The sequence below is a fragment of the Bacillus oleivorans genome (genome assembly GCF_900207585.1).
GTDB lineage: Bacteria > Bacillota > Bacilli > Bacillales > JC228 > Bacillus_BF > Bacillus_BF oleivorans.
In genome coordinates, this window is record NZ_OAOP01000006.1 from 196,556 (window position 1) to 220,214 (window position 23,659).

Sequence of the window (23,659 nt, forward strand, 5' to 3'; positions counted from 1 at the left end):
GAAACCACAATCCCATTATGTTGGATTGATTAATAAATTGTAGGAGATTGGGGGATATAGTCCTTGATTAAGGCTAGGAAGTTGTTACCTGAAAATAAAAAAGCATTGTATCGTTAGAATGGAAACAAATAATTTTTTTTTCACGTCTTATTATGTAAGGAGGGGTAAAAATGAAAAAGGTTTTTATATTAATTTTACTATTATTGACTTCTTGCCAAACAATTGATCCTAATGCAATAAAACTAAATGATGTTCTTTCATCGTTTGAAGAACAACAAATAACTCTTAAAGAAATTAAAATTAGTGGAAGAGACTTATTTGGAATGAAACTTAATGGAGTTAGACCTTACTCATACGAATTAAATGATAAACTACTACTAATTTATATTTATAACTCTAATAACGAGCGTAAAAAAGGGTTACAAGAATTCCGAAATAAAACGGCAGATACAAATGTAGCTTCATTTAAACTTTATGAAGTTGAGAATGTGTTAATTTTTTATGTATATGAAAGAGATTTAAATGTTCATATTGAAGAAAAAATGAAAAAAGTTTTACCTAAACTAAAAAATCTTTCGTTAAAAGAATATGTCAATCCTAGCTAATTACCTGTGGTTACCGCTAGTTTGAAAATAAAATCAGGGGATAACGGCGAAGCAGGTCATTCTGATGGTCGGTAAGTCCTATCATTTTCTGAACAAAATTTGATAGTGTTTGTTTCCTTGTTATATCCCAAACAAAAACCAGCACTCTCCAAGTTAAAAGTCCATAAAAAAAGGAACCAGTCATAAAAACTGATTCCCATTTTAATCACTACTTTTATAAGGCCAATTAATTGCCCCATTCTAAATACCAGCTTTTTTGCTGATTACCATAGCCTTTTTATCTACACCATTATTTTCCCTTGGGTTTTTCCTCATTACCATTATTGCTTGGTTTATCTGTTGATGTCTTACCTACATCTGTAGTAAATCGGAAAATATCAGATTGTCTTGTTGCCCCATATTCGTCTGTGATGTTCATATACCAAAAATAGGTTTCATTTGGTCGCAAGCCTGTCCACTTCGTGGCAGCTTTCTCACCAGACGATACTCCTTCATCTGTGCCGATCAACTGGTCAGAATAGACATTTACACTGAAGTAATCTGTTGCAACACGTTTATTGATATCGATTAGTTGGTAATCTGCTGTAAAACTATCAACCCCTTCTTCATCAAAGAAGTTATAGTCATTTAGAATTGGAGAATAGGTGACAACATCCACCGTTTCATCAACAGGATTAAATGTCAGGTACCGGACATATCCATTTCCGCCATTTGGACCGCCCTGGTAGTCAGCAAGCATTTCTAGAACTTTTCTCGTGGATCCATCCTGATTAGGAATCTCAGTAACCCGAGTTGCTACCCCATGATAATGGCCACCCACAACCATTTTTACATTTTCGTTCGGCACAATGATTTGATCGAATACATTTTGTGACATATTTGAAAGGGTTGCACTGTATTCTAAGTAGGCATGCATCACTAAAATAGCATTTCGGTCGGAGTGCTTTTTCAGCGCTTCATTTGCCCATGCAATGGATTCTGGCGTATCTTCCAAGCCAAAGCCAAGGTAAAGAATAATGAAGTCATGACCGCCAAATGACAATAAATCATAGTGGTTCCGATTATTGTCCATGGAGCCGCCATACCACGGATTATCTTTATATCGATGTTCCCCAACCCATTTATGGTAATAAGAGTAGTCAATTCCATCGATAATACTATCATGGTTTCCACCAAGCACACCGTATGGAACGCCGGCATTATCCAGTTTTTGCAGGTTCCGGTCAGCTACCATCCATTGCTCATCACTGTTTGCCACATTTACGATATCCCCGGAATGAATCATATACTCAAACTTTCCATTATTATATTCGTCTACTATCCAATCACCTAAACCGTCCCAAATATAATGATAGCTTTCGGCATAATACTGGGTATCGGTTGCCCATAGGATGGTAAAAGGATCATTCGCATTTTTCACTTCGTCCTGTACCATTGCTTGAATTTTGCCAGCTTTAATGAAATGTTCTTTATCTACTTCCGCAGTAAGGACAATATCACTCTTATCCGCATTGCCTATGGCAGAATTCAAGGCTATCCATTTTTCTTCCAGGTAGTCCCAAGCATAAAGGGTCACCTTACGATCTGGGAAGGTTTTCCCTTTCCAATAAAGCTCGACTGTATCTCCAGCTGAAAGTTCCTCATCCACGGTTACCTCGAATCGGTGATATGGGAATCCCATTGTCGAATCATTAACTAGGTATTCACCATCTGCATAAGCTATTTTTGCCTGATCCGCTTCAGACATTTCATTTTCACCAGCAGCTTCAATCGTTAACGGAGGCTCTCTGTCCGCAATATTGCTAAATCCTTCGATTCCATCTTTTCTTGCAAAATCATACTTGCTTCCCTGATAAAAGGCTACATCCATTTTGTCCTGACTTGGATCGGTAACCTCTGCTTCTAATGTGACACGTCCAGGCTTTTCCGCCCCAAAATCAGCAGGAGCAACTTCAGCAGGCTGATTAGGTATTTCTGTATCGATCGTAAATTCTACCGAATACGATGATATATTACCTGCACCATCATAAACCGTCACATGTAATGCATGATCTCCAGCAGCAAGCTCAGCAGAGGAGGTCTCATAAGGCAATGTGATGATTTCTCCGTTTAATGTTGCTTCCACATTGGAAATGCCCGTCATATTATCCGCTGCTTCTACATCAAATACGAAATGACCCTTAAGCTTTTCCTTATCCGTTATCATTTTTCCATTGGAATAAGTAATCCCTTCAATGACTGGGTCTGTATTATCGATGGTAATTTTCGCAAAATCAGCTTGCGCACCATTTCGATTTAACTGAAGTTCATAAGTTCCATCCTCATATGCTGTTGTATCAATTTGTGTATACTTAGCCGTTAATTTTTCATCTGGAAGGTTAAAGATAAAGTCACTCTTCATCGGCTTTGTAAGGTTTGTATTCGTTGGTGCACTGCCATCCCCTAAAACGTAATATACATTTTCACGGTAAGGCAGAACCGTTTGCTGCAAATTACCTAAATAATTTCGAACGCTCTGAGGCTTAACTGTGGTTCCATCAGGTAAGACAAGATGGACATTCATCACTTCAAAATCATCAAAATTAGTTTTATTAAAATGCTCATCATGAATATCTAAGTCGTAAGGTACATTTTCGTTGCCTGAATGAATCGAGACGAGATGGTCTGATATAAAATAATCAGGAGGCATATCATAGGTGTACCATACTCCATCTACATAACGCGGTAAAATCCTTGTAAAGTATTCCCTTTCTCCAGCAGGATTTTTTGCACTTGCCGATGCTTGATAAATGTAGTCAATTCCTCCAGCCTGGAACCCTAATTGAACCTTGCCTGGTAATGCAGGTGTCGTTTCAAGCTCCTGATCATTGAGGGAAATAACCATGGTATCATTTACAGATTCACCATATGCGTATAATCCAACCTTACCGCTAACCATATCTCCATCAGCTAATGATAAGCCAACTTCTGGGAGCTCAATTCCGATTGCTTCTTCAATGACCGTCACCTGATTACCGCGTGAATTATAAGGAACCTTTGTCACATTGCCACTAGCGTCTTCTGTAATTACCATATAACGATATGCACCCAAGTCAGTGATATTTATTATGGCTTCATATACATATTTACCGTCGACTTGTTCTGTTAGGCTCATATCAACCTGAGTGGTAAAGTCTGTTAGCTGATCTTCAGCAGTGCCATACACTAACTGTGCTTTTGACAATGCTTCATTACTTGTGATTGTAATCTTATTATCTGTTCCTGCCTGCATTTGATAAAACGGCTGATCATGTTCAATCATTGGAGCAGCCACATCTCGACCGGGCACCGCAGGAACTTGTCCTTTATCAATGCTGCCAGGATTAGAAAATGCTCTTGTACCCGTACGAACCATTGCTGTACCTGATTCAGGGTAACGATAGAGAACTGCACTATTTCGAATATCATTAACCATCCTGTCCGGGCTGCCGATACTTGATGCATCATACCATGCTTCCACGATCATATCATTTAAGCTATCTGTGCTTGAAATGGCTAAACCGCGATGCAAAGAGTTTGGCAAATTAAAATCGGATGAATCTTTATTATCGTAAAGAACAACTGTATTCTCTGCCACTGTTGAATTGAAATGAATATTGAAATCCTCTACAGTTGTATACCCATCACGGACCGCTTCTTTTGCAAACCAAATGATACCTGTGCGATATGGCTCAATGGCTGTATCTTGTGTGATTGTCCATTTTTTAGGTGCTGCAGAATGATTAGGATATAGATAAAAAATGGTATACCCATTTAAATTTAATACCTCATCGGAGTTGTTATAAACTTCCATGAATTCATACTGGTTCCCGCTGCCTTTACGATAATCCCCAGCTGGATTTGGGGTGAGTTCGGTAATTAAAATTTCTGGGGGACCGCTGCCTTTTGGATCATTTACGACGGTCTCATAGATTTCAGTCTGAATCATCGCTTCGCCATCATTGGCTTCTATAAAGTAGTGAATCACACCCGCTGAAATTGAATCAGCAGGAATCGTATACGAATACTCGTGATTTTGCGTTGCTTCCACGCCTGCTTCTGTAAATTCACCGTATGGATTCAAACGGTAAAACAATTTCACCTCTAATGAATCACCATCGGCATCATCTACCGTAAAATCAACCGTAAAATCTGTTCCAGTTTGAATCGAGCTTTCCGGATCATGTGTAATGACTGGCTTTACATTTGATGAGGCGACAAGCTGTTCTGCATTGACCGTACCAGGTGTTGGATCGCCTTTTCTCAGATAAGCAGCAACCGTTACTCCTTCCTGTGGAACACGTGTATGAAAACTTTTCCCATCAGATACATCATCACCTGTAAATCTTATTTCACTGATGATATTGTTATTATTGTCCTTACTTGTAAGATAGAAGCTTCGATCACTGCTATTAGGAAGTCCGTCCTGATTGCGAACTTTAAATACCGGTACATTTTCGGGAATTTGATGGTATGCTCTGAAATCTGCTTCTGATAATTGTGCAGCATCCCCCGTAATCGAAGAGTGTGTTCGTTCCACCCATAATACAGCTGGACTGTTTGCAGGTATAATCACGTTTTGATCATTTGCATCGTCCGCAGCGGTTACAGCTAAATCCTTGGTGCCTGTTCGCCAATCATATCGAATTTTGTATTGACTATTAAAATCAAGCTCGTTATTACTATTGTTATAGATTTCGACAAACTCGAATAAATCATTCGATCCTGCCCCATTGATATGGCTATTATCTTTGTCGTTAGGATATACTTCCGTAAAAAGAATCAAATAGTCTGGCTGCTCAACAGGATCTTGGGGTTGTTCTTCCGGAACCTCTTCTTCTGCAGAAGCAATAATCTTTGCTTGAAACGTATCGGATTGAACAGAAGCCGTTCCATCACTTACAGTCATATAATAATCAATAACACTTCCACTGATTTCTGTTCCTGAAATTGTATAAGAAAAGACGGCACCTTCTAGTGACATATCCACTTCTTTATATTCTAAAGTAGCATCATTTCGATAAAATAGATTAATAGTAAGAGGATCTTGATCCGCATCTTCAGCGGTTGCGGTTATAGTTAAATCTGAACCTTCCTTTACTGATTCAACAGGACTATGTATAATAGCCGGTTCATTGTTACTCGCGGGAATGAGCTGCTCTTCATTTACAGCCCCTGCAGTTGGTTCCGCTTTTTTTGCAAAGCTAGCTACTGTGGCACCACTTTGCGGAGCCCTTGTATGATAGCTTAAGCCGTCCCCAACATCCTCACTTGTATAATGGACATGGCTAATAATGTCAGCATTATTTTCATTATTTGTAATGTAAAACCCTCTGTCGGTATTATTCAGCCCATCTTGCCCGCGCAGGATAAAGATAGGCACTTCAGCCGGAATATGATGATATTCTCTAAAATCTTCCTCCGTTACCTCTGCTGCTGCACCGGTAATGTTAGAGCTTGTCCGCTCTACCCACAAAACAGCCGGACTATTTGCAGGAATGATGACGTCAGCATTGGCTGCATCATCGGCAGCAGTTACGGTTAAATCTTTACTATTAGATAGATAATCATATCTGATTTTATAAAGACTATTAAAATCTAAATCATGATTTGTCGTATTATAGATTTCCACGAACTCAAATAAATCATTTTCCCCTGCTCCATCTATATGACTATTTGATTTGTCATTCGGATAAACTTCTGTAAAAATAACCGGCATATTATTTTCTATGATATTCTGCTCACTGGAATCGCTAATCGCATTTGCGGTTTGTACAAATGGATTGAGTACGATTACCAAGCAAAGAATTATAGAAAGGATTCGTTTCATTCTCCTGCTCTCTCCAATCTCTTAAAAAATAGGGCTACAGAAAATGACAAATTAACTTGCAAATTTCCTTCAAATCCCCCTTTATTCTGGAATTTCCATCAAGTTCTGTAATTAAATTCAGTGTAATTTTCAAATATTAACGGATGGTTACGACTCTGTTTATATTTATTTAGCAGGTGTAAAGAGGGATTTACATAAGGATGTTTCTGAGGAAAATAGAGGCTCTGCGATAGTTTGAAACATAAAAAATCCAACTAGAGACCTAGTTGGATTTTTTGTCTAACCCTTATTACTTAATCTTTATTCTTGTATAGAAATAGAAGCCATTATCTGCCTGATAGATCCAGTTCGAGTTAGTTACGAAAAATGTAAAGTTAACGTTTAAACCACTTCCGCCTCATAATCCTTCGCTTCTTCCACAAACAGCAGTCCAAGCTCATGATGCTCGCCTTCATAAAGGGCACGCTGGGCAAATCGCATCTCTCCGGCAAAGTTCAAAACCTCAAGCTTACAATACGCTCTGTTTTGCTGCAGGTAGTAGTAAAATTCCTCTGGTGTCTGGACAGAATGTCCATTTACTTTTGTAATCATTTCTCCAACTTTTAGCCCTAATTTTTCTGCGGGTGAAAAAGGATGGATACTTAAAATCACAAGACCCTGATTTCGAGCGGTGTACAAACTTGGTTTCGCTTCGTCTTTTATGCGCACTATTAACGCAATTGCTTCTCTGCCAATAATGGCTGCGCCAATGATGATATAGCTCACGAACAATCCGTAATGTGTCAAAAAGCTCGCTCCTGTAATCACAAGCCCTAACAGGAGGACATATTTCCCTTCTAATCGGGTTGCCACGTCTGTAAGGAGCCCTTGGAAACGTCTCCGATAGCCGATTGGTATTGGAAGGATGATGGGTACAAACATTTCCTGACCTATAGGGATAATTGGCCACCACTCCCATGGAGACGGCAGCTCACCGGGGACGAACAAAATCAGCGGGAAAAACCATAAACGATCGACTTCATGAACACCAATCATTCGGCCCCTTTTACTTTTTACAAGAAGAGGCGAAGTAAAAGCATCCCCATTTTTCAAAATGCAGAAGCCTTCAACCACCATTAACAGACCAAGTAAAAGCAAGAACGAAAGAATCGTACCGCTGTTCATTTCGATAGGAAATCCTAAAACAGGAATCTCCTCCATAAAGGAAGGCAAAATGGATGCAATGACGAATGCTCCGCCTAGTACATAAGCAGGTGAAAGAAGCTGATATTGCAGTGTAAAGGAAAGCAGAAAAAATAAAAGCCCCGCTATAACCATAACACCAGGTGAAACGGTAACGCCTAAAACAACCGTAACCAGCGAAAGAACTGCTCCCACTAGCAAGCTATATTTAAATGCCGTGCGCAGTTCCTGATAGCCATCAAAAATACGGCTATTAAACTGGGAACGTTCGCGCTTTACTCTCCGATACCCCATCAATACAGCATAAAAAATAACATAATAGAAAATAGGAATAATAAAAAAGATACCAATTGCCTGTAAAATCTCAACCATCCATTCACTAGTCACATGCGCTCACCACCCTCGAAATCTCTTTCGATGCTAATCTATTACTCTCTATTGTAGCAAATTAATAGAGAAAAAGAGGAAGTTTTTTAATTTTCAGGGAAAGAAATGTAATTTCTTTTTTGGTTGGTTGTACTGGCTCGGAACATGAAAAAGAATGAAACAGAAGAACCGTCCCTCTGTTTCAAAAAAATAGAACGTGCCGGTTAGACACGTTCTTTTATATCAAACTCCTATGGAGGAAGAACCTCTACTCTTTTTTGGCAATGACCTCTAAGGCCGTTTGCAGCTGAAGGTCATAGCGAGGGTCATTCGTTTTATCTATAACAGCTTTTTCCATAGCTGCAGCTGTACTCGTATCGATGACCCCTGTCATTCTCATTCCTTTTATTTGCTGGAAGGCTTTAACGGCAATTTCGGTTTGATTACTGAAATAACCGTCCGTTCTGCCAGGTTCGAAGCCTAAGCTATCCAATATTACCTGTGCATTTTTAACATTTTCATTGTTCATATCCCGTTGCAGCGGTTCTTCTAGCTGAATCGGATGAGTGTAGTACACTTCGGATTGTCCAATTTCTATGTTCGGTTCAATCCCTTTTCCATGAATCCAGTTACCATTTGGAGTTAACCATTTAAAGAGAGTCAGCTTTATGTTGCTTCCATCTCCCATTGGGACAGCCTGCTGAACAGTACCTTTGCCAAAGGTCTTTTCACCTACTAGTGTGTAGCCTTCTACCTCTTTTAAGGCTGCGGCTAATATTTCAGAGGCAGAAGCACTTCCTTTATTTATCAAAACAGCGACTGGGTAATTCTTCGCTTCTTTCTTATTAGAGAAGTATTGCATTTGGCTGCCTCTTCGTTCTTCAATTTGAACATAAGGCTTTGTATTGCTCACTAATTCCTTTAAGATATTTTCAACACTGGAGAGAAGACCTCCTGGATTTCCTCTTACATCTAATAAAAGACCATCGATTCCTTTTTCCTCAAAGGCCTTTAACTCTTCCATAAAATCTTCATCCGTATTTTCCGAGAATGAGGTAATTTCAATATAACCAATCGTTTTTCCGTTCTTCTCCAAGGTTTGAGCAAACACGGTTTCATTTGGAATCTCTGCCCGCTCTACCGGAATCTCAAGCGGTTTACTAAGTCCTTCCCGCTTAATCACAAGATTAACAACCGTCCCCTTTTCCCCTCTAATCTTTTCGGTTACATCATACAGGTCCATTCCCGATACAGTTTTTCCATCAACAGAGATAATTTCGTCATTAGGCTTCAAGCCAGCTTCTTCAGCAGGGGAATTTTTAAAAGGAGAAATGATATAAATCTTCCCTTCAATTTTACTAATTTCTGCACCAATGCCTTCAAACTCAGATTCTAAAGTGTTTGAGAACTGCTTGGTGGTTTCCTCATCCATATAGACAGAATAAGGATCATCCAAAGCCGACAGCATCCCCTGAATTGCCCCTTCAACCAGCTCTTCCTTTGGCACTTCCTCCACATAACCAGTCGAAATTAAATCGAAGGCACGCTGCACTTTCCGCAAACTATCACTTAATATGTATGGATCCGATTGGTTCGGTAAGGCATCTTCCTTTTCATCTTCAAAAAAGGGATTGGCCCCCAATAAGAACCCACCCGTTCCTGTCACAATGGAACAGGACAATGTAATCGCTAACCACTTTTTATTCTTCACTCGGGCTCCCCCTAACCTGCTTCATTCTGTTATGTAATCTGCCAACACGTAATAGTACAGGCACTTAGTCCAATATATGTACAGGCTTTTTAAATTATGAGACAAACTGCAGGAGAATTTGGCGGGGTTCGTATTTGACCGATTGGCACCTCGGGTTTGACCCGTAGAAATCTATTTTGACAGATAAAACTGAATGCTGACCCGTAGAACATAATTTCGACTGATAGACCCAAAGTTTCACAAACCACCCCCTACCCTCCCCTGAAATAAAAAAAGCCCTCCCCTATAAAATAGGAAAGAGCAAATTTTATAAAAGGCCGACTATTAAAGTCTGAGAACCATTACCCGACTTCTTCGGTGACCCTTTTTTCTTCAAGTGTCCGTTTAATCAGCGGTCCCCATTTTTCGAATTCGACTAAAAAGCCATCGTGACCAAAGATGGTGTCTACTTCGAAAAAGCTTCCGTCCGGAACCGCTTCAGTAAACTCTGCAATTCTTAATGTCTCGTATAACAGGTCGCCTTTAAACCCGAGAGCGAGGACTTTGGCTTGGATTTGGCGCGATGCTTTCTGCCATCCTCCTCTATCTCTGCCAATATCATGACTATTCATCGCGTGCAATAATCTTAAATAGCTATTGGCATCAAAGCGGTCCCGTAATTTTTTCCCCTGATAGATTAAATAGGAATCGATTTGATACAGAGTCGGTGAGCCCTCATCCCTTACCTCGCGCTCGAACCGTTTCGAAAATAGCTGCGGGGTTCGGTATGTGATCATTCCTGCCATTCTCGCAATCTGTAACCCTTTTAGCTCTGCGTCCTGCCGATAATAACCGTCATTCCAGTTCGGATCATTTTCAATCGCTTCAATCGCAATCCGGTTAAATGCCATCCCATAGTCACTAAGTTCAGGTGTAGCAGCTAAGACCACTAAATGATTCAAAAATGTAGGATATAAAAGCCCCCATTCTAATACTTGCATGCCTCCCAGAGAACCTCCTGCCACAGCATGAAGGGACTGAATCTTTAACTGATCCAATGCCTTTTTTTGAACCCGGACTAGATCACGAATGGTCAGATACGGAAAACTGCCTTGATAGGGCCTGCCTGTTTTCGGGTTTGTGCTCGTTGGACCTGTTGTTCCATTACATCCCCCTAGCACGTTGAAAGTGATAACCTGATATTCTTTTGTATCAATATAACCACCTGGACCAATCAGCCCGCTCCACCAACCAGGGTTCTCTTTTGTCCCAACCGCATAATGATTTCCTGTTAATGCATGACATACGAGAATAGCGGGTCCCCGAAAATTCCCTGCCCTCTCATAAGCCACCTCAACTGATGACAAACATTCACCCGATTCAAGGATAAAATCTCCGATCTGAACAGTATTCGTTTCATATTGGTAATCGAGCCTAGATTTCAAAAGGCATCAGCTCTTTCATAAAAGTAGTTGTATAAAAACGAATTACATCCAATGATTATTCCTCACGATCAGCCGCAACTTCAACTTTTGAAGACAGGCCAGTTGCCACGAAGATGGCCCGGTCTAAATCATGGATAATATCTTGAATAGATTCTATTCCCACAGATAGACGAATTAACTCTTCCGTTACGCCGGTTAATTTTAATTCTTCAGGACTCAACTGCTGATGAGTGGTTGAAGCCGGATGAATAATGAGTGACTTCGCATCGCCAACATTAGCCACATGAGACCAGAGCTGTACGTTATCAATCACTTTTCGACCAGCCTCTCTTCCCCCTTTAATGCCAAAGTTCACGATCGAGCCGAAACCTGTTCTGAAATATTTTTTCGCGACTTCATGTGACGAGTGCTGTTCTAACCCAGGGTAGGAAACCCATTCGACAGCTGGATGATCCTGCAGATACTGAGCTAGCTTCAATGCATTTTCCGTATGACGTTCAATCCGTAAATGTAAGGTTTCAAGCCCTTGCAGGAATAAGAAAGCGTTTTGCGGACTTAAGCAAGCACCTATATCCCGTAATAATTGGACTCTAAGTTTAATAGCAAACCCTACATTACCAACATCAGTCGCATATCGAAGTCCATGATAGCTGCGGTCTGGCTCAGTGAATCCTGGGAATCGCTCTGAATTCCAGTCAAATGTACCGCCATCAACTACAACGCCGCCAATCGATGTTCCATGACCGCCAATCCATTTCGTAGCAGAGTGAACCACAATATCGGCTCCCCACTTAATTGGCTGACAAGCAATTGGGGATGCAAAAGTGTTATCGACAATTAAAGGTACCCCATTGTCATGTGCTACTGCTGCTACTTTTTCAACATCAAGAACATGTAAGCTTGGATTCCCAATAATTTCTGCGAAGATCGCTTTTGTTTTATCAGTGATCGCGGCACGGAAATTTTCTGGATCGGTTGGGTCGACAAATTTTACATTGATACCGTATCGAGGCAGGGTAGCTGAAAAAAGATTAAAAGTTCCGCCATATAGATCAGAAGAAGCGACAATTTCGTCTCCTGCTCCGGCAATATTGAGGATCGCAAAGGCGATTGCAGCAGCTCCCGAAGAGGTTGCAACAGCTGCAGCTCCTCCTTCAAGCAAAGCCATTCTTTTCTCAAAAACATCCACCGTTGGGTTCATAATTCTTGTATAAATATTGCCTTGCTCCGCTAAAGCAAAAAGATTTTGTGCATGCTCTGTGTTTTTAAAAACGTAGGAAGTGGTTTGGTAAATCGGAACTGCGCGTGATCCTGTTGCGGGGTCTGGCTCTTGTCCACCGTGTAAAAGTAATGTTTCAGGCTGGTAAGCTTCAAATTCATTAGTCATTATCCATGTCCTCCTTTATTTTTATAAAAGTATTCCGATTTAAGAACTAGGATAACTTCCTACAGAGTGAACCCAACTTTTATGGTGTGTTTTTTTATTTTAGGGGGAACACATTCAAAAAGAAGTGAATGAAGAGGAATTAAAAAACCCTCTTCATAAGAAGAGGGATGATTACTCGAGTCCTCCTCTTATCTTTCAGATCCACTTTGATCTGTAGGAAGTAGCACCTTTTCAAACCGTTCGTTTGATGGTTGCCGGGCTTCATCGGGCCTAGTCCCTCCGCCGCTCTGGATAAGAGATATTCAATTAATGAGAAGCTAAAACGATAATTGCTCGTTTGAAGTGAATTATAGAGTAAAAGGTTTTACATCGTCAAGCATTTTTCTGTAAATTTTTATTTTTCCGCTAATTTCAATGCTTGCTGAAATGCATTCTCTATGTCAGAAAAATCCTCTATACCAACAGATATACGCACTAAATGGGACGTTATGCCTAATTTTTTCCGAACTTCTTTCGGGAGTGCCCGGTGGGAAGTCGCAAGCGGATAAGACACCGTAGTTTCTACTCCTGCCAGCGAAGGAACAATGGCAATCCAGGATAGGTTAGCAAAAAATAAACTCATATCAATCTCAGGCTTCAGCTCAACCGACACCATCGCGCCGTTTCCTTTTTCAGAAACGCTGGTCGGATAAAAAACTTTCTCAACGGCTGGGTGCTCTTGTAAAAAGGCAGCGAGTTTCTCTGCATTTTCACATTGCTGCCTCATCCGCAGCGCCATCGTTTTCAGTCCCCGACAAGCAAGCCACGCTTCAAATGGACTTACATTTGCACCCCATGTAACCACTTTTTGTTTCGCAAGCTCGACCCATTTTTTACTGCCGACCACTACCCCAGCCGTCACATCACTATGTCCGCCAATGTATTTAGTGGCCGAATGAATGACAATATCAATTCCTTTTTCAAGCGGTCTTAGTAAATAAGGGGTAGCGAACGTATTATCAACCATTGACGTCAGGTTATGTTTTTTGGCTAGCGTTACTAGGGTTTCTAGTGATTCCACACATAAAAAAGGATTCGTGATCGTTTCAGAATAAAGCAGTTTAGTGTTTGGGGTAATCGCCGCCTCTATTTGTTCAGGGTATGTAAAATCAACAAAAGTTACCTTAATTCCAATTTCCTTCAGCTGCTGCTCAAGGAAATGGTAGGTTCCTCCATAAACGTCCTCACTTGCTATAATGTGGTCTCCATTTTTACAAACTGCCAGGATTCCTGCCATAATCGCAGAAAGACCAGAAGAAGAAGCAACACCCGCCTCTGCATTTTCTAATAATGCGACCGCTTGTCCCAACTCATCCGTATTAGGGTTACCGTTTCGTGTATATAAGTAAGGAAGCTCACCTGTATAATGTGATTCTAGTTCCTCCAGGGTTTTAAAAGAAAACACAGACGTCTGATAGATTGGCGTGGTTTTACTTCGATTAATCGATGCTTGATCGATCGCAAAATGGACCGCTTTCGTTTCAAATGATTGAGACACTAGAAAAACTCCCTTCACTCTGTCTATGTACAATTGTTTTATTGCAGTATTTAATTGCACTCATTGTACATCTAATTCTGTGGCAATAACATAGTTTTTAAAAATTTAATAAAGGAAATCTTTAGGGTTTCGTGCATTCCTGCCTCGTTTTCGTGCATTCCTGCCTCGTTTTCGTGCATTCCTGCCTCGTTTTCGTGCATTCCTGCCTCGTTTTCGTGCATTCCTGCCGTCATTTCGTGCATTACCCCAACAATTTCGTGCCCCCGAATCGCGTATTACCACCCTAGTTGATTAACCACTATACTCTATACAATAACCCCCATACAAAAAACCCGGGCATCCCACTTGCCCGGGTCTAGGAGTCTATTAAATTTAGAACGAAAGATACTTTCTTGGATCCACGGCGTTTGACTTGTTGGCATTCCATGGTCCTTCGTGAATTTCAAAGTGTAAGTGCTGACCGAAGGACATACCCGTGTTACCCATAACACCAATTTGCTGTCCTCTTGCGACAACTTCACCTTCACCTACGCTTCGGCTGTTTAAGTGTGCATAAACGGTGGTAAAGATTTGTCCGTTAATGGAATGGCTGACAAATATAGCATTTCCATAGCTTGGAGAGTAATAAGACCGGATAACGACACCATCTGCTGCTGCTAGAACTGGAACATGACCGCCTTTAGCAATATCTATTCCGTAGTGGAAGTCTCCCCATCTTGGTCCGAATTCCGATGAAACATATCCGGCAGAAGGAATCATAAAGGATCCGCCCGTATCAGCAGGATAAGATCCGCCATTAGCTTGAGCTGCCTTTCTTTGTCGCTCTAATTCAGCTAATCTTTCTTTTTCAAGTTTTATCGCTTTGGCCATGGCAGCTTCTTGTGCTGCCAGCAATTCTTCCTGTTCTTTTAGATCCATTACTTCATTTTCAATGTTGATTTGCTGCTGACGAAGCTCTTCCATGAGTGCATCTTTTTCTTTACGCTGGGAATCTAGGCTTGCTTTCATTTCTTCCAGTTCTTTTCGTAAAGTTTCTAATTTCGCAAGCTCTTCTTCTTGTTGTTTTTGCAGCTTTTCTAATTTAGCTAAGTCTTCTTCTTGTTGTTTGATTAACTGCTTGTCCGCATCCATAATTGTCGAAACAGCGTTAACGCGGCTAATGAATTCCCCGAAGCTATTAGCACCTAGTAAAACATCTAAATAACTTAGGGCACCTCCAGAGCGCTGGAAAGAACGAGCCCGTTCTTTTAATAATTCATTTCGCTTCTCAATCGTTTCTGTTAATTCTCTAATCTCAGCTTGAAGAAGGGAAATCTCTTCTTTTTTTCTAGCAATCTCTTGATCTTTTTCATTAATCTTTGTGTTCGTTTCTGAAATCTTTGTATCAAGAGCCTGTACTTCTTGCTTTATGCGATCCTGTTCCGCCTGTAAGCTGCTGATTTCTGCATTCTTTTTATCGATTTCGCTGTTGACCCCTGAGCGTTCTTCACTAATTGAATCTTTTTGATCTTCTAAATCGCTTAGCGTATTTGCCTCAGCTACGCTATATGTGAGAGTTCCAACTAATAGAAAAAACGCTGTAACTATTGAAAGCGTGCTTTTTTTCAAAAGTATTCCCTGCCTTTCATTTCATAGACTTTAAAGTGAAGTATGTATGTATGTGGAGCTGAAGATGGGTCAGCTCCATTTTAAGATTTAAGCTTTTAAGAACTTGCGAATTGACATGGTACTTCCCCAGATTCCAATCAGTGCCCCTAGCAGAATAAGCACTCCGGACAGCTGATAGATAAATGGAGTATAGTCCAATATTCTTATAAAAGTAGATTCCAGCTGAGGAGCCAGGTAATCATAAACTTTTTTGTATAGTATCGCGATAATGGTAATTGGAACAAAAGAACCTAATACCCCAAGCCACATTCCTTCCAGGAAAAACGGCCATCTGATGAAACCATTCGTAGCTCCAACCAATCGCATGATTTCAATCTCTTTGCTTCTGGCAAGAATCGTAATTTTAATCGTATTAGAAATAAGGAACATCGCTGTAAACAGTAGCCCAACTATTAAAACAAGTCCAACGTTCCTTCCCATTTCAAGGATGTTAAATAGATTTTCTATTTTTCCAGCCCCGTACTCAGTTTCGTTTACACTCTGCATGACTTTGATTTGATTGGCGACAGCCTGAGTATTTCTTGGGTCGGTTGCTTTGACAATGTATTTATCGTGTAAAGGGTTTTCCTGCTGCCAGAGGGCAAAGAGCTCACCCTCATCTCCCATGCTTTCTGCAAACACAGCAAGCTCCTGGTCCTTAGAAGAAAAAGTAACTTCCTCCACACCGTTTAAGGCTTTTATTTGTTCGCCTAATTGTTCTACCGCCGCTTGGTCAGCGGTCAAATCGATATAAACATGGATTTCAACATCTTCTTCTAGTGATGTTGCAACCGAATTTAAATTCATCATGATCAGAAAAAATACTCCGACTAATAGCAGCGTGACCGTTACGGCACTGACTGACGCGAAGGTCATCCAACTGTTACGTCCTAAACTCTTGATGCTCTCACGAATATGTCTAAGGAGGGTTCTAGCTTTCATAGCCATAATCTCCTTTCTCTTCATCGCGTACAATCTGTCCGTTTTCAACGGCAATAACACGATGTTTTAGGGTGTTAACAATCTCTTTGTTGTGAGTAGCCATGACCACTGTTGTACCGCGGTTATTAATTTCCTCAAAGATTCTCATAATGTCCCAGCTCGTATCAGGATCTAAGTTACCTGTGGGCTCGTCCGCTATGACAACCTTTGGCGAGTTTACAATGGAACGTGCAATCGAAATCCGCTGCTGTTCTCCCCCTGAAAGCTCAGATGGAAGCATTCTTGCTTTATGCTTTAAGCTCACTAAATCAAGAACCTCCATAACCCGTCTGCGGATTTGCTTTGGAGTTTCTTCGATCGCCTCTAGTGCAAAAGCAACATTTTCATAGACTGTTAGTTTCGGCAAAAGCTTAAAATCCTGAAAAACTACGCCTAGATTTCTTCTAAAGATCGGAACCCGGCTGTTGCGAAGTGTTGATAGATTCGTACTATTAACAATAATGACTCCGCTTGACGGCTTTTCCTCACGATACATCATTTTTATAAACGTAGACTTGCCCGCACCGCTGGGACCTACGACATAAACAAATTCACCTTTATCAATCTTGACGTTAATGCCATTTGCAGCCATAACGCCGTTTTTATATTTTTTATAAACGTCCTTCATTTCTATCATGAATTAACCACCCAAATGTTGTTGTCCTCTAATTACAAATTCAATATTACTATAATCCGACAATATATTTATACATGTTTTGACAATTTCTCTAAAAAAATGAATATATTTACCCTATTTTTCGGTTTCAGAAACATTATAACACTCAAATTGTCAAAAAAAACGAAAAAAATATTACATTTTCTTTTCAATTAGGGCTATATCACTAGATTTCTTATTTTAGCAGAGTTGGAATTTGTCGATAACTGGAAAACGATAGATTTTAGTCCTATTTTTTCCATGATTGGCAATAGGGCTTTGGCTCGGAATTTGTAAAGATAAGTCTGCTGCTCAATATTTAGCGAAACTGTCTAGAGTCTTATTTCCTGAAATTGGATAAAAATAAGGACCCTTTGAAAAGAGTCCTTGACATCGTCTATTATTTTAAAGTGGAAAGCCATTCTGCTACAGCCGCAGCTTCATCGCCTTGAATCAAACCTCCAGGCATATTCGTTCCTTTACCTTCTAAAATAATCTCCTCGATTTCCGCTTGCGAGTATTTAGAACCTACCTTTTGAAGGGAAGGTCCGCCTGTTCCTTCTAGATTTTGACCGTGACATTGCAGACAATTTTGTTCGTAAATAGGTCGTGCTTGTGCTTCAATTGCACTCGTATCAGCCCCATTTTCTTGATTGGTTTCTTCCTCCTCGCCCCCGCCGCATGCTGCTAATGCAAGCATGAACAGGATGAAAAAAGAAAATAATTTTTTAGGCAAACTGATTCCTCCTTTAAACTGAAAAATTAACTGCGCTTAAACCCTTCGCCTAACACCTCTGATGCATCCATGACAACAACAAATGCACGTGCATCAATGCTTTTTACAATGTCCATTAATTTCGGAAATTCCGTCTGATCTACAACGCACATAAGAACGGATTTAGATTGATCGGTATAACCGCCATATGCTTGTAGTTTTGTCACACCACGGGGAATTTTATGCAAAACGCCTTCACGAACCTGCTGCTCATAATCGGTAATGATTAAGGCCATTTTCGAACGTTTCCAGCCTGTCTGCACCACATCAATCGTTTTGCTCGTGGCATACAAGCCAATCAAAGCATAAAGGCCGCCTTCAATATCAAACACAATCGCAGCCGACAGGACAATCAGCCCATCAATAATCGCGACACAGGTTCCAAGACTTAAACCTGCATATTTATGTAAAATTTGTGCCGCCAAATCAGTTCCTCCCGTCGAAGCATGTCCAAGAAACACAATACCCAGGCCTAAGCCTACGCCGATCCCCCCAAACAAAGCCCCCAGCAGCGGATTCAGCGTAAACGGCTCCCAGTCATTTGTCAGATACACAACCAGCGGCAAAAATAATGTCCCTGCTAGTGTCTTAAACCCATATTGAAATCCTAAAAAAATCACGCCAGCTATAAACAGAGGAATATTCAAAGCCCATTGCACAAAAGCCGGCTCCCAACCGAACAAGGCATCCAGAATCGTACTAATGCCACTCACTCCACCAGAAGCCACCCGATTCGGCAGCAGCAACACATTAAAAGAAATCGCAACAAGGGCAGACCCCAAAAGCACCAGCACATATTCAGTTACCTTTTGGATCGTCGGGTTACTTACATTCATTTGTCTAATCTCCTTCGCAGCCATGCCTATATTTTTCGATGAAACCTAAGAGATTATAACAAGGGATGGAAATAGTGTGAATGGTGTTGGGGGAAATTAGGTCAATGCTCTTAAAGAAGGGGCAGTTGTTTTATGTTTTTATGGCTGAGTGTCTATTTTTTTTGTTTTTAGGTTATTTTTCAACCCTCTTGCTCGATTTAACCAAACTCAAAGTCATTTAAACGAACACAGAGGAATTTTAACGAACTTAGAGGGTGGTTAACCGAACGCAGGAGTTGTTTTACCGAAGTCAGATCTGTTATTCCGAACTTAGGATTTGTTTTACCGAAGTTAGAATCAGTTGACCGGACTCAGTAATAGTTTTACCGAACTTAGAACCGATTTATCGGGACTTACAAACTATTTTTAGGAACTCAACACCTGTTATTTCGGACTCAGCAACCCTTTTTCCGGACTCAGCACCCAATTACCCCTCTCAAACAAGAACCCTTTTTCCTCATAAAAAAACACCCCAACACAAAGTGTCAGGGCGCAAAATTCCAAATAAAACCTATTGAATTTGCGATCTCAAATAAGCATCAATAAACTGATCAATGTCTCCGTCCATCACCGCTTGAACGTTACCGGATTCGGTGTTAGTACGGTGATCTTTTACCATAGAGTATGGGTGGAAAACATAAGAACGAATTTGGCTACCCCAGCCGATTTCTTTTTGTTCGCCACGGATTTCGGCTAGCTCTTTTTCCTGCTCTTCAATTTTTCGCTGATAGAGTTTCGATTTAAGCATTTTCATGGCTTGCTCACGGTTTTTAATTTGCGAGCGCTCGGTTTGACAGGTTACCACGACACCGGTTGGAATGTGGGTAATACGAACTGCCGAATCAGTTGTGTTAATGTGCTGACCACCTGCTCCACTTGCACGGTAAGTGTCAATCTTAAGGTCTTCATTTCGGACTTCGATATTGATTTCTTCGTTAAATTCAGGCATCACTTCACAAGAAACAAAAGAAGTATGGCGGCGGCCTGAAGCATCGAATGGGGAAATCCGGACTAAACGGTGTACCCCTTTCTCCGCTTTCAAATAGCCGTATGCATTGTGACCCTTGATTAACAAAGTAACACTTTTAATGCCGGCTTCGTCACCTGGCAAATAATCAAGCGTTTCAACTTTATAACCCTTCTTCTCAGCCCATCTTGTATACATCCGCAAAAGCATGGAACCCCAGTCCTGAGACTCGGTTCCGCCCGCTCCAGGATGCAGCTCCAAAATGGCATTATTTTTATCGTAAGGCTGGCTCAAGAGAATCTGAAGTTCAAATTTGTTGACTCTCCCAATAAGCTCCTGCAGCTCAGAGGCAAGCTCAGCCTGTAGGTCATCGTCTTTTTCTTCTTTTACTAAATCATAAGTGAGCTCAAGATTCTCGTGAACTTCAGCCATATCTTTAAACTCACCAACTTGATCTTTTAAAGCATTGGATTCACTGATGATTGTTTGAGCCTGCTGCTGGTCGTTCCAAAAATCAGGCTGAAGCATAATATCCTCAAGCTCGGCCATCCGTGCCTCTTTGTTTTCTAAGTCAAAGAGACCCCCTGAAGTCCGCTAATTTTTTAGCTGTTTTATCTAGTTCCTGTTTTATTTCAAAAAGTTCCATTACTTTCACCTCTATAAAAATTTGCTTCGATTTTTTACAGTTAAAGAGAGCTGGCCAAAGACCAACTCCCTCAATTGCAACTGGGGTTTGCACCCTTAACTTACTTATCGACAGGGGTCTGATCCCCTAATAATTTTATGCTTCTTTCCCATGGCAGTGCTTGAATTTCTTTCCGCTGCCACATGGGCATGGATCATTACGGCCGACATCGACGGATTTGCGAACAGGCTGGCGTTTTTTCTTGGAGTCGCCATCGCTCTTACCAGGGTCAACCGCGTGTCCTTTTGCCACTTCTTGACGCTGAAGGTTTTCACGAATTTCAGCTTTCATGATATATTTCGCAACGTCTTCTTCAATGCTTTCGACCATTGTTTCGAACATCGCAAAGCCTTCTTGCTCGTATTCACGCAACGGATTGATTTGTCCGTATGCACGTAAATGAATACCCTGACGAAGCTGATCCATTGCATCAATGTGATCAATCCACTTCGAGTCAACCGAACGCAGCACAATGACCTTTTCAAACTCGCGCATACGCTCTGAACCAAGTTCATTTTCCTTCTCATTATACCGTTCTTGCACTTTTGCGTAAATCATGTCCACGACATCTTCGTGTTCTTTATGTTGAATGTCTTCGAGCGTAATGTCGCCTTCATGCAGAAGGTTTGCGTTGACAAAGTCGATCAGACCGCGAAGGTTCCAATCTTCCTCATCTTCTGTTCTTGGCATATGAGCCTCGACACTACGTTCGATTACAGAGAGAAGCATTTTTTCAACAATTTCTCTTAGGTTCTCTGATTCTAATACTTCATTGCGCTGGTTGTATATGATTTCCCGTTGCTGGCGGAGAACATCATCATATTGTAAAAGCTGCTTACGAGCATCGAAGTTGTTGCCTTCAACCCGTTTTTGCGCTGATTCAACGGCTCGGGATACCATTTTACTTTGAATTGGCTGCGAATCATCCATTCCAAGACGAGTCATCATGTTTTTCATGTTGTCGGAACCGAAACGGCGCATCAATTCATCTTCCATAGAAAGATAGAATTGAGAAATACCAGGGTCCCCTTGACGTCCGGAACGTCCGCGGAGCTGGTTATCGATCCGGCGGCTTTCATGACGTTCTGTACCAATGACTGCCAAACCGCCAAGTTCACGAACACCTTCGCCGAGTTTGATATCTGTACCACGGCCCGCCATGTTTGTCGCAATCGTAACCGCGCCTTGTTCACCAGCAGATGCAATGATTTCCGCTTCTTTACTATGGTTTTTCGCATTCAATACGTTATGGCGAATTCCTTTTTTCAGAAGAAGTTTTGAAATTAATTCAGAAGTTTCAATCGCAACGGTACCAACAAGAATAGGTTGTCCTTTCTGATGGCGGTCAGCAATATCCTCAATAACTGCACGGAATTTCCCTTCCATCGATGCATAAATTAAATCCGGACGGTCATCACGCGCAATTGGTTTATTCGTAGGTATCACAATAACATTCATATTATAAATGTTGCGGAATTCCTCTTCTTCCGTTTTCGCCGTACCGGTCATACCAGCAAGCTTTTCATACATACGGAAGTAGTTTTGGAACGTAATGGTCGCCATCGTCATACTTTCATTTTGAATATCCAAGCCTTCTTTTGCTTCAATGGCCTGGTGAAGTCCATCACTATAGCGGCGTCCTTTCATCAGACGGCCGGTAAATTGGTCAACAATCACGACTTCTCCATCTTGCACCACGTAATCGACATCACGGTGCATCGAAACATGTGCTTTCAATGATTGGGTAATATGATGGTTAATCGTTACATTTGAAATATCAAACAGGTTTTCAATGCCGAAGAATTTTTCAGCTTTGGACATCCCTGTTTCCGTTAGCTGAACACCTTTTGTTTTTTCATCATAGGTGTAGTCTTCCTCACGCTTCAAAGTGCGCACAAATGCATTCGCTTGAATATACAGCTGAGTCGATTTGCGGGCAGACCCGGAAATAATTAATGGAGTTCTTGCTTCATCAATTAAAATCGAGTCAACCTCGTCGATTACAGCGAAGTGTAATGGACGCTGAACCTTTTGTTCTCTATAAAGCACCATGTTATCACGCAAATAATCGAAGCCAAACTCGTTGTTAGTTCCGTACGTGATATCAGCGTTGTAAGCAGCCTGCTTTTCTTCTCTTGATAAGCCGTTTAAGTTGAGCCCAACCTTAAGCCCTAATGCCTCAAATAATTGGCCCATTTCTGTTGCGTCACGGCCAGCTAAGTATTCGTTGACAGTAATCACGTGTACGCCCCTGCCAGTTAAGGCATTTAAATAAACAGGTAAAGTAGACGTTAGCGTTTTCCCTTCCCCTGTTTTCATCTCAGCAATATTTCCTTCATGAAGAGCCACGCCACCCATGAGCTGCACGTGGAATGGGTACAGCCCTAAAACACGCTTCGCAGCTTCGCGAACGACAGCGAAAGCTTCCACAAGAAGGTCATCAAGTGTTTCCCCTTTTTGATAGCGGTCTTTGAACTCATCTGTCTTGCCGCGGAGCTGCTCATCAGACAGCTTTTCCATGTCAGAAGCTAGTGCATCGATTTGGTCAGCGAGCTTCTCAAGACGTTTCAATTCTCGCTTATTCGGATCAAAAATTTTATCTAAAATTCCAGCCATGATTCCGCTCCTTTTCCCATCACTGTATAAACCAGTTAGTAACAACTCGGTATACCGAGATCATCATATATCCTATTAGTACTCTACTATATATTTCGGAAGTATAATGGCAGCCCTCTACTAAACCACAAAAACTTTACAAAGGGACAGGACCAGTCACATACTTCATTCCAACATCCTAAAAACTTACTTTTTCACTCCTTAACATATTACCACTTCAGTCAAGGAGTGACAACTGAGAGGGTAATGGTACAGGGACAGGGTCTTGAGGTTCGACACCCTATTTGAGATTATGAACCGCCAAATACCAGTGCACTGCGCCCAAAAAAGTCTCAGTGCCGCCCATTAACAGTGCACTGCGCCCAAAAAAGTCTCAGTGCCGCCCATTAACAGTGCAC

Annotated in this window: 15 protein-coding genes and 1 riboswitch; of the genes, 1 reads left to right on the forward strand and 14 read right to left on the reverse strand. The window is 41.1% G+C overall.

Going from position 1 to position 23,659, the window contains the following annotated elements; all coding sequences use genetic code 11:
- Positions 1-170 precede the first annotated feature (170 nt).
- Complete coding sequence (locus CRO56_RS14645; RefSeq protein ID WP_097159361.1) at positions 171-605, forward strand: hypothetical protein; 435 nt, start codon at positions 171-173, stop codon at positions 603-605.
- A 289-nt stretch (positions 606-894) separates the two neighbouring features.
- Here CRO56_RS14645 and CRO56_RS14650 read toward each other — a convergent pair whose 3' ends face one another.
- The 14 genes from CRO56_RS14650 to secA all read right to left on the reverse strand — a co-directional run bounded on the left by CRO56_RS14650 (position 895) and on the right by secA (position 23,261).
- Positions 895-6,453, reverse strand: coding sequence for a metallophosphoesterase (locus CRO56_RS14650; protein WP_097159362.1), 5,559 nt, complete (start codon positions 6,451-6,453; stop codon positions 895-897).
- A 381-nt stretch (positions 6,454-6,834) separates the two neighbouring features.
- Complete coding sequence (locus CRO56_RS14655; protein ID WP_097159363.1) at positions 6,835-8,022, reverse strand: PDZ domain-containing protein; 1,188 nt, start codon at positions 8,020-8,022, stop codon at positions 6,835-6,837.
- Positions 8,023-8,269: 247 nt separating this feature from the next.
- Entirely contained in the window at positions 8,270-9,712 is a 1,443-nt protein-coding gene (locus tag CRO56_RS14660; protein WP_097159364.1) for a S41 family peptidase, read from the reverse strand.
- Positions 9,713-10,053: 341 nt separating this feature from the next.
- The gene (gene metX, locus CRO56_RS14665; protein ID WP_097159365.1) at positions 10,054-11,136 is read right to left on the reverse strand and encodes a homoserine O-acetyltransferase MetX; all 1,083 of its coding nucleotides are present in this window, start codon (positions 11,134-11,136) and stop codon (positions 10,054-10,056) included.
- 55 nt (positions 11,137-11,191) lie between these two features.
- A complete protein-coding gene (locus tag CRO56_RS14670) occupies positions 11,192-12,523 on the reverse strand; it encodes a homocysteine synthase (RefSeq protein WP_097159366.1) in 1,332 nt (443 codons plus the stop codon).
- A 185-nt stretch (positions 12,524-12,708) separates the two neighbouring features.
- Positions 12,709-12,821: riboswitch (SAM riboswitch) on the reverse strand.
- Positions 12,822-12,917: 96 nt separating this feature from the next.
- Positions 12,918-14,060: a trans-sulfuration enzyme family protein gene (locus CRO56_RS14675; RefSeq protein ID WP_097159367.1), complete on the reverse strand. Its 1,143-nt coding sequence runs from the start codon at positions 14,058-14,060 to the stop codon at positions 12,918-12,920.
- Between the two features lie 71 nt (positions 14,061-14,131).
- Positions 14,132-14,293, reverse strand: a complete 162-nt coding sequence (locus CRO56_RS22935; RefSeq protein ID WP_179714294.1) for a hypothetical protein — start codon at positions 14,291-14,293, stop codon at positions 14,132-14,134.
- Positions 14,294-14,432: 139 nt separating this feature from the next.
- Complete coding sequence (locus CRO56_RS14680) at positions 14,433-15,668, reverse strand: murein hydrolase activator EnvC family protein (protein ID WP_097159368.1); 1,236 nt, start codon at positions 15,666-15,668, stop codon at positions 14,433-14,435.
- 87 nt (positions 15,669-15,755) lie between these two features.
- A complete protein-coding gene (gene ftsX, locus CRO56_RS14685; protein ID WP_097159369.1) occupies positions 15,756-16,649 on the reverse strand; it encodes a permease-like cell division protein FtsX in 894 nt (297 codons plus the stop codon).
- Positions 16,639-17,325 carry a cell division ATP-binding protein FtsE gene (ftsE, locus tag CRO56_RS14690; protein WP_097159370.1) on the reverse strand — a complete coding sequence of 229 codons (687 nt, stop codon included), beginning with the start codon at positions 17,323-17,325 and terminating at the stop codon, positions 16,639-16,641. Before ftsE ends, ftsX begins: the two co-directional genes overlap by 11 nt.
- A 418-nt stretch (positions 17,326-17,743) precedes the next feature.
- The gene (gene cccB / locus CRO56_RS14695) at positions 17,744-18,079 is read right to left on the reverse strand and encodes a cytochrome c551 (RefSeq protein ID WP_097159371.1); all 336 of its coding nucleotides are present in this window, start codon (positions 18,077-18,079) and stop codon (positions 17,744-17,746) included.
- Positions 18,080-18,105: 26 nt separating this feature from the next.
- Positions 18,106-18,978, reverse strand: a complete 873-nt coding sequence (locus tag CRO56_RS14700) for a YitT family protein (RefSeq protein ID WP_097159372.1) — start codon at positions 18,976-18,978, stop codon at positions 18,106-18,108.
- Between the two features lie 526 nt (positions 18,979-19,504).
- A protein-coding gene (gene prfB, locus CRO56_RS14705) for a peptide chain release factor 2 (RefSeq protein WP_097159425.1) occupies positions 19,505-20,606 on the reverse strand; the annotation gives its coding sequence in 2 pieces (ribosomal slippage) (positions 19,505-20,533 and positions 20,535-20,606; 1,101 coding nt in all).
- A gap of 135 nt (positions 20,607-20,741) precedes the next feature.
- Positions 20,742-23,261, reverse strand: coding sequence for a preprotein translocase subunit SecA (gene secA / locus CRO56_RS14710; RefSeq protein ID WP_097159373.1), 2,520 nt, complete (start codon positions 23,259-23,261; stop codon positions 20,742-20,744).
- Between the last annotated feature and the right edge of the window lie 398 nt (positions 23,262-23,659).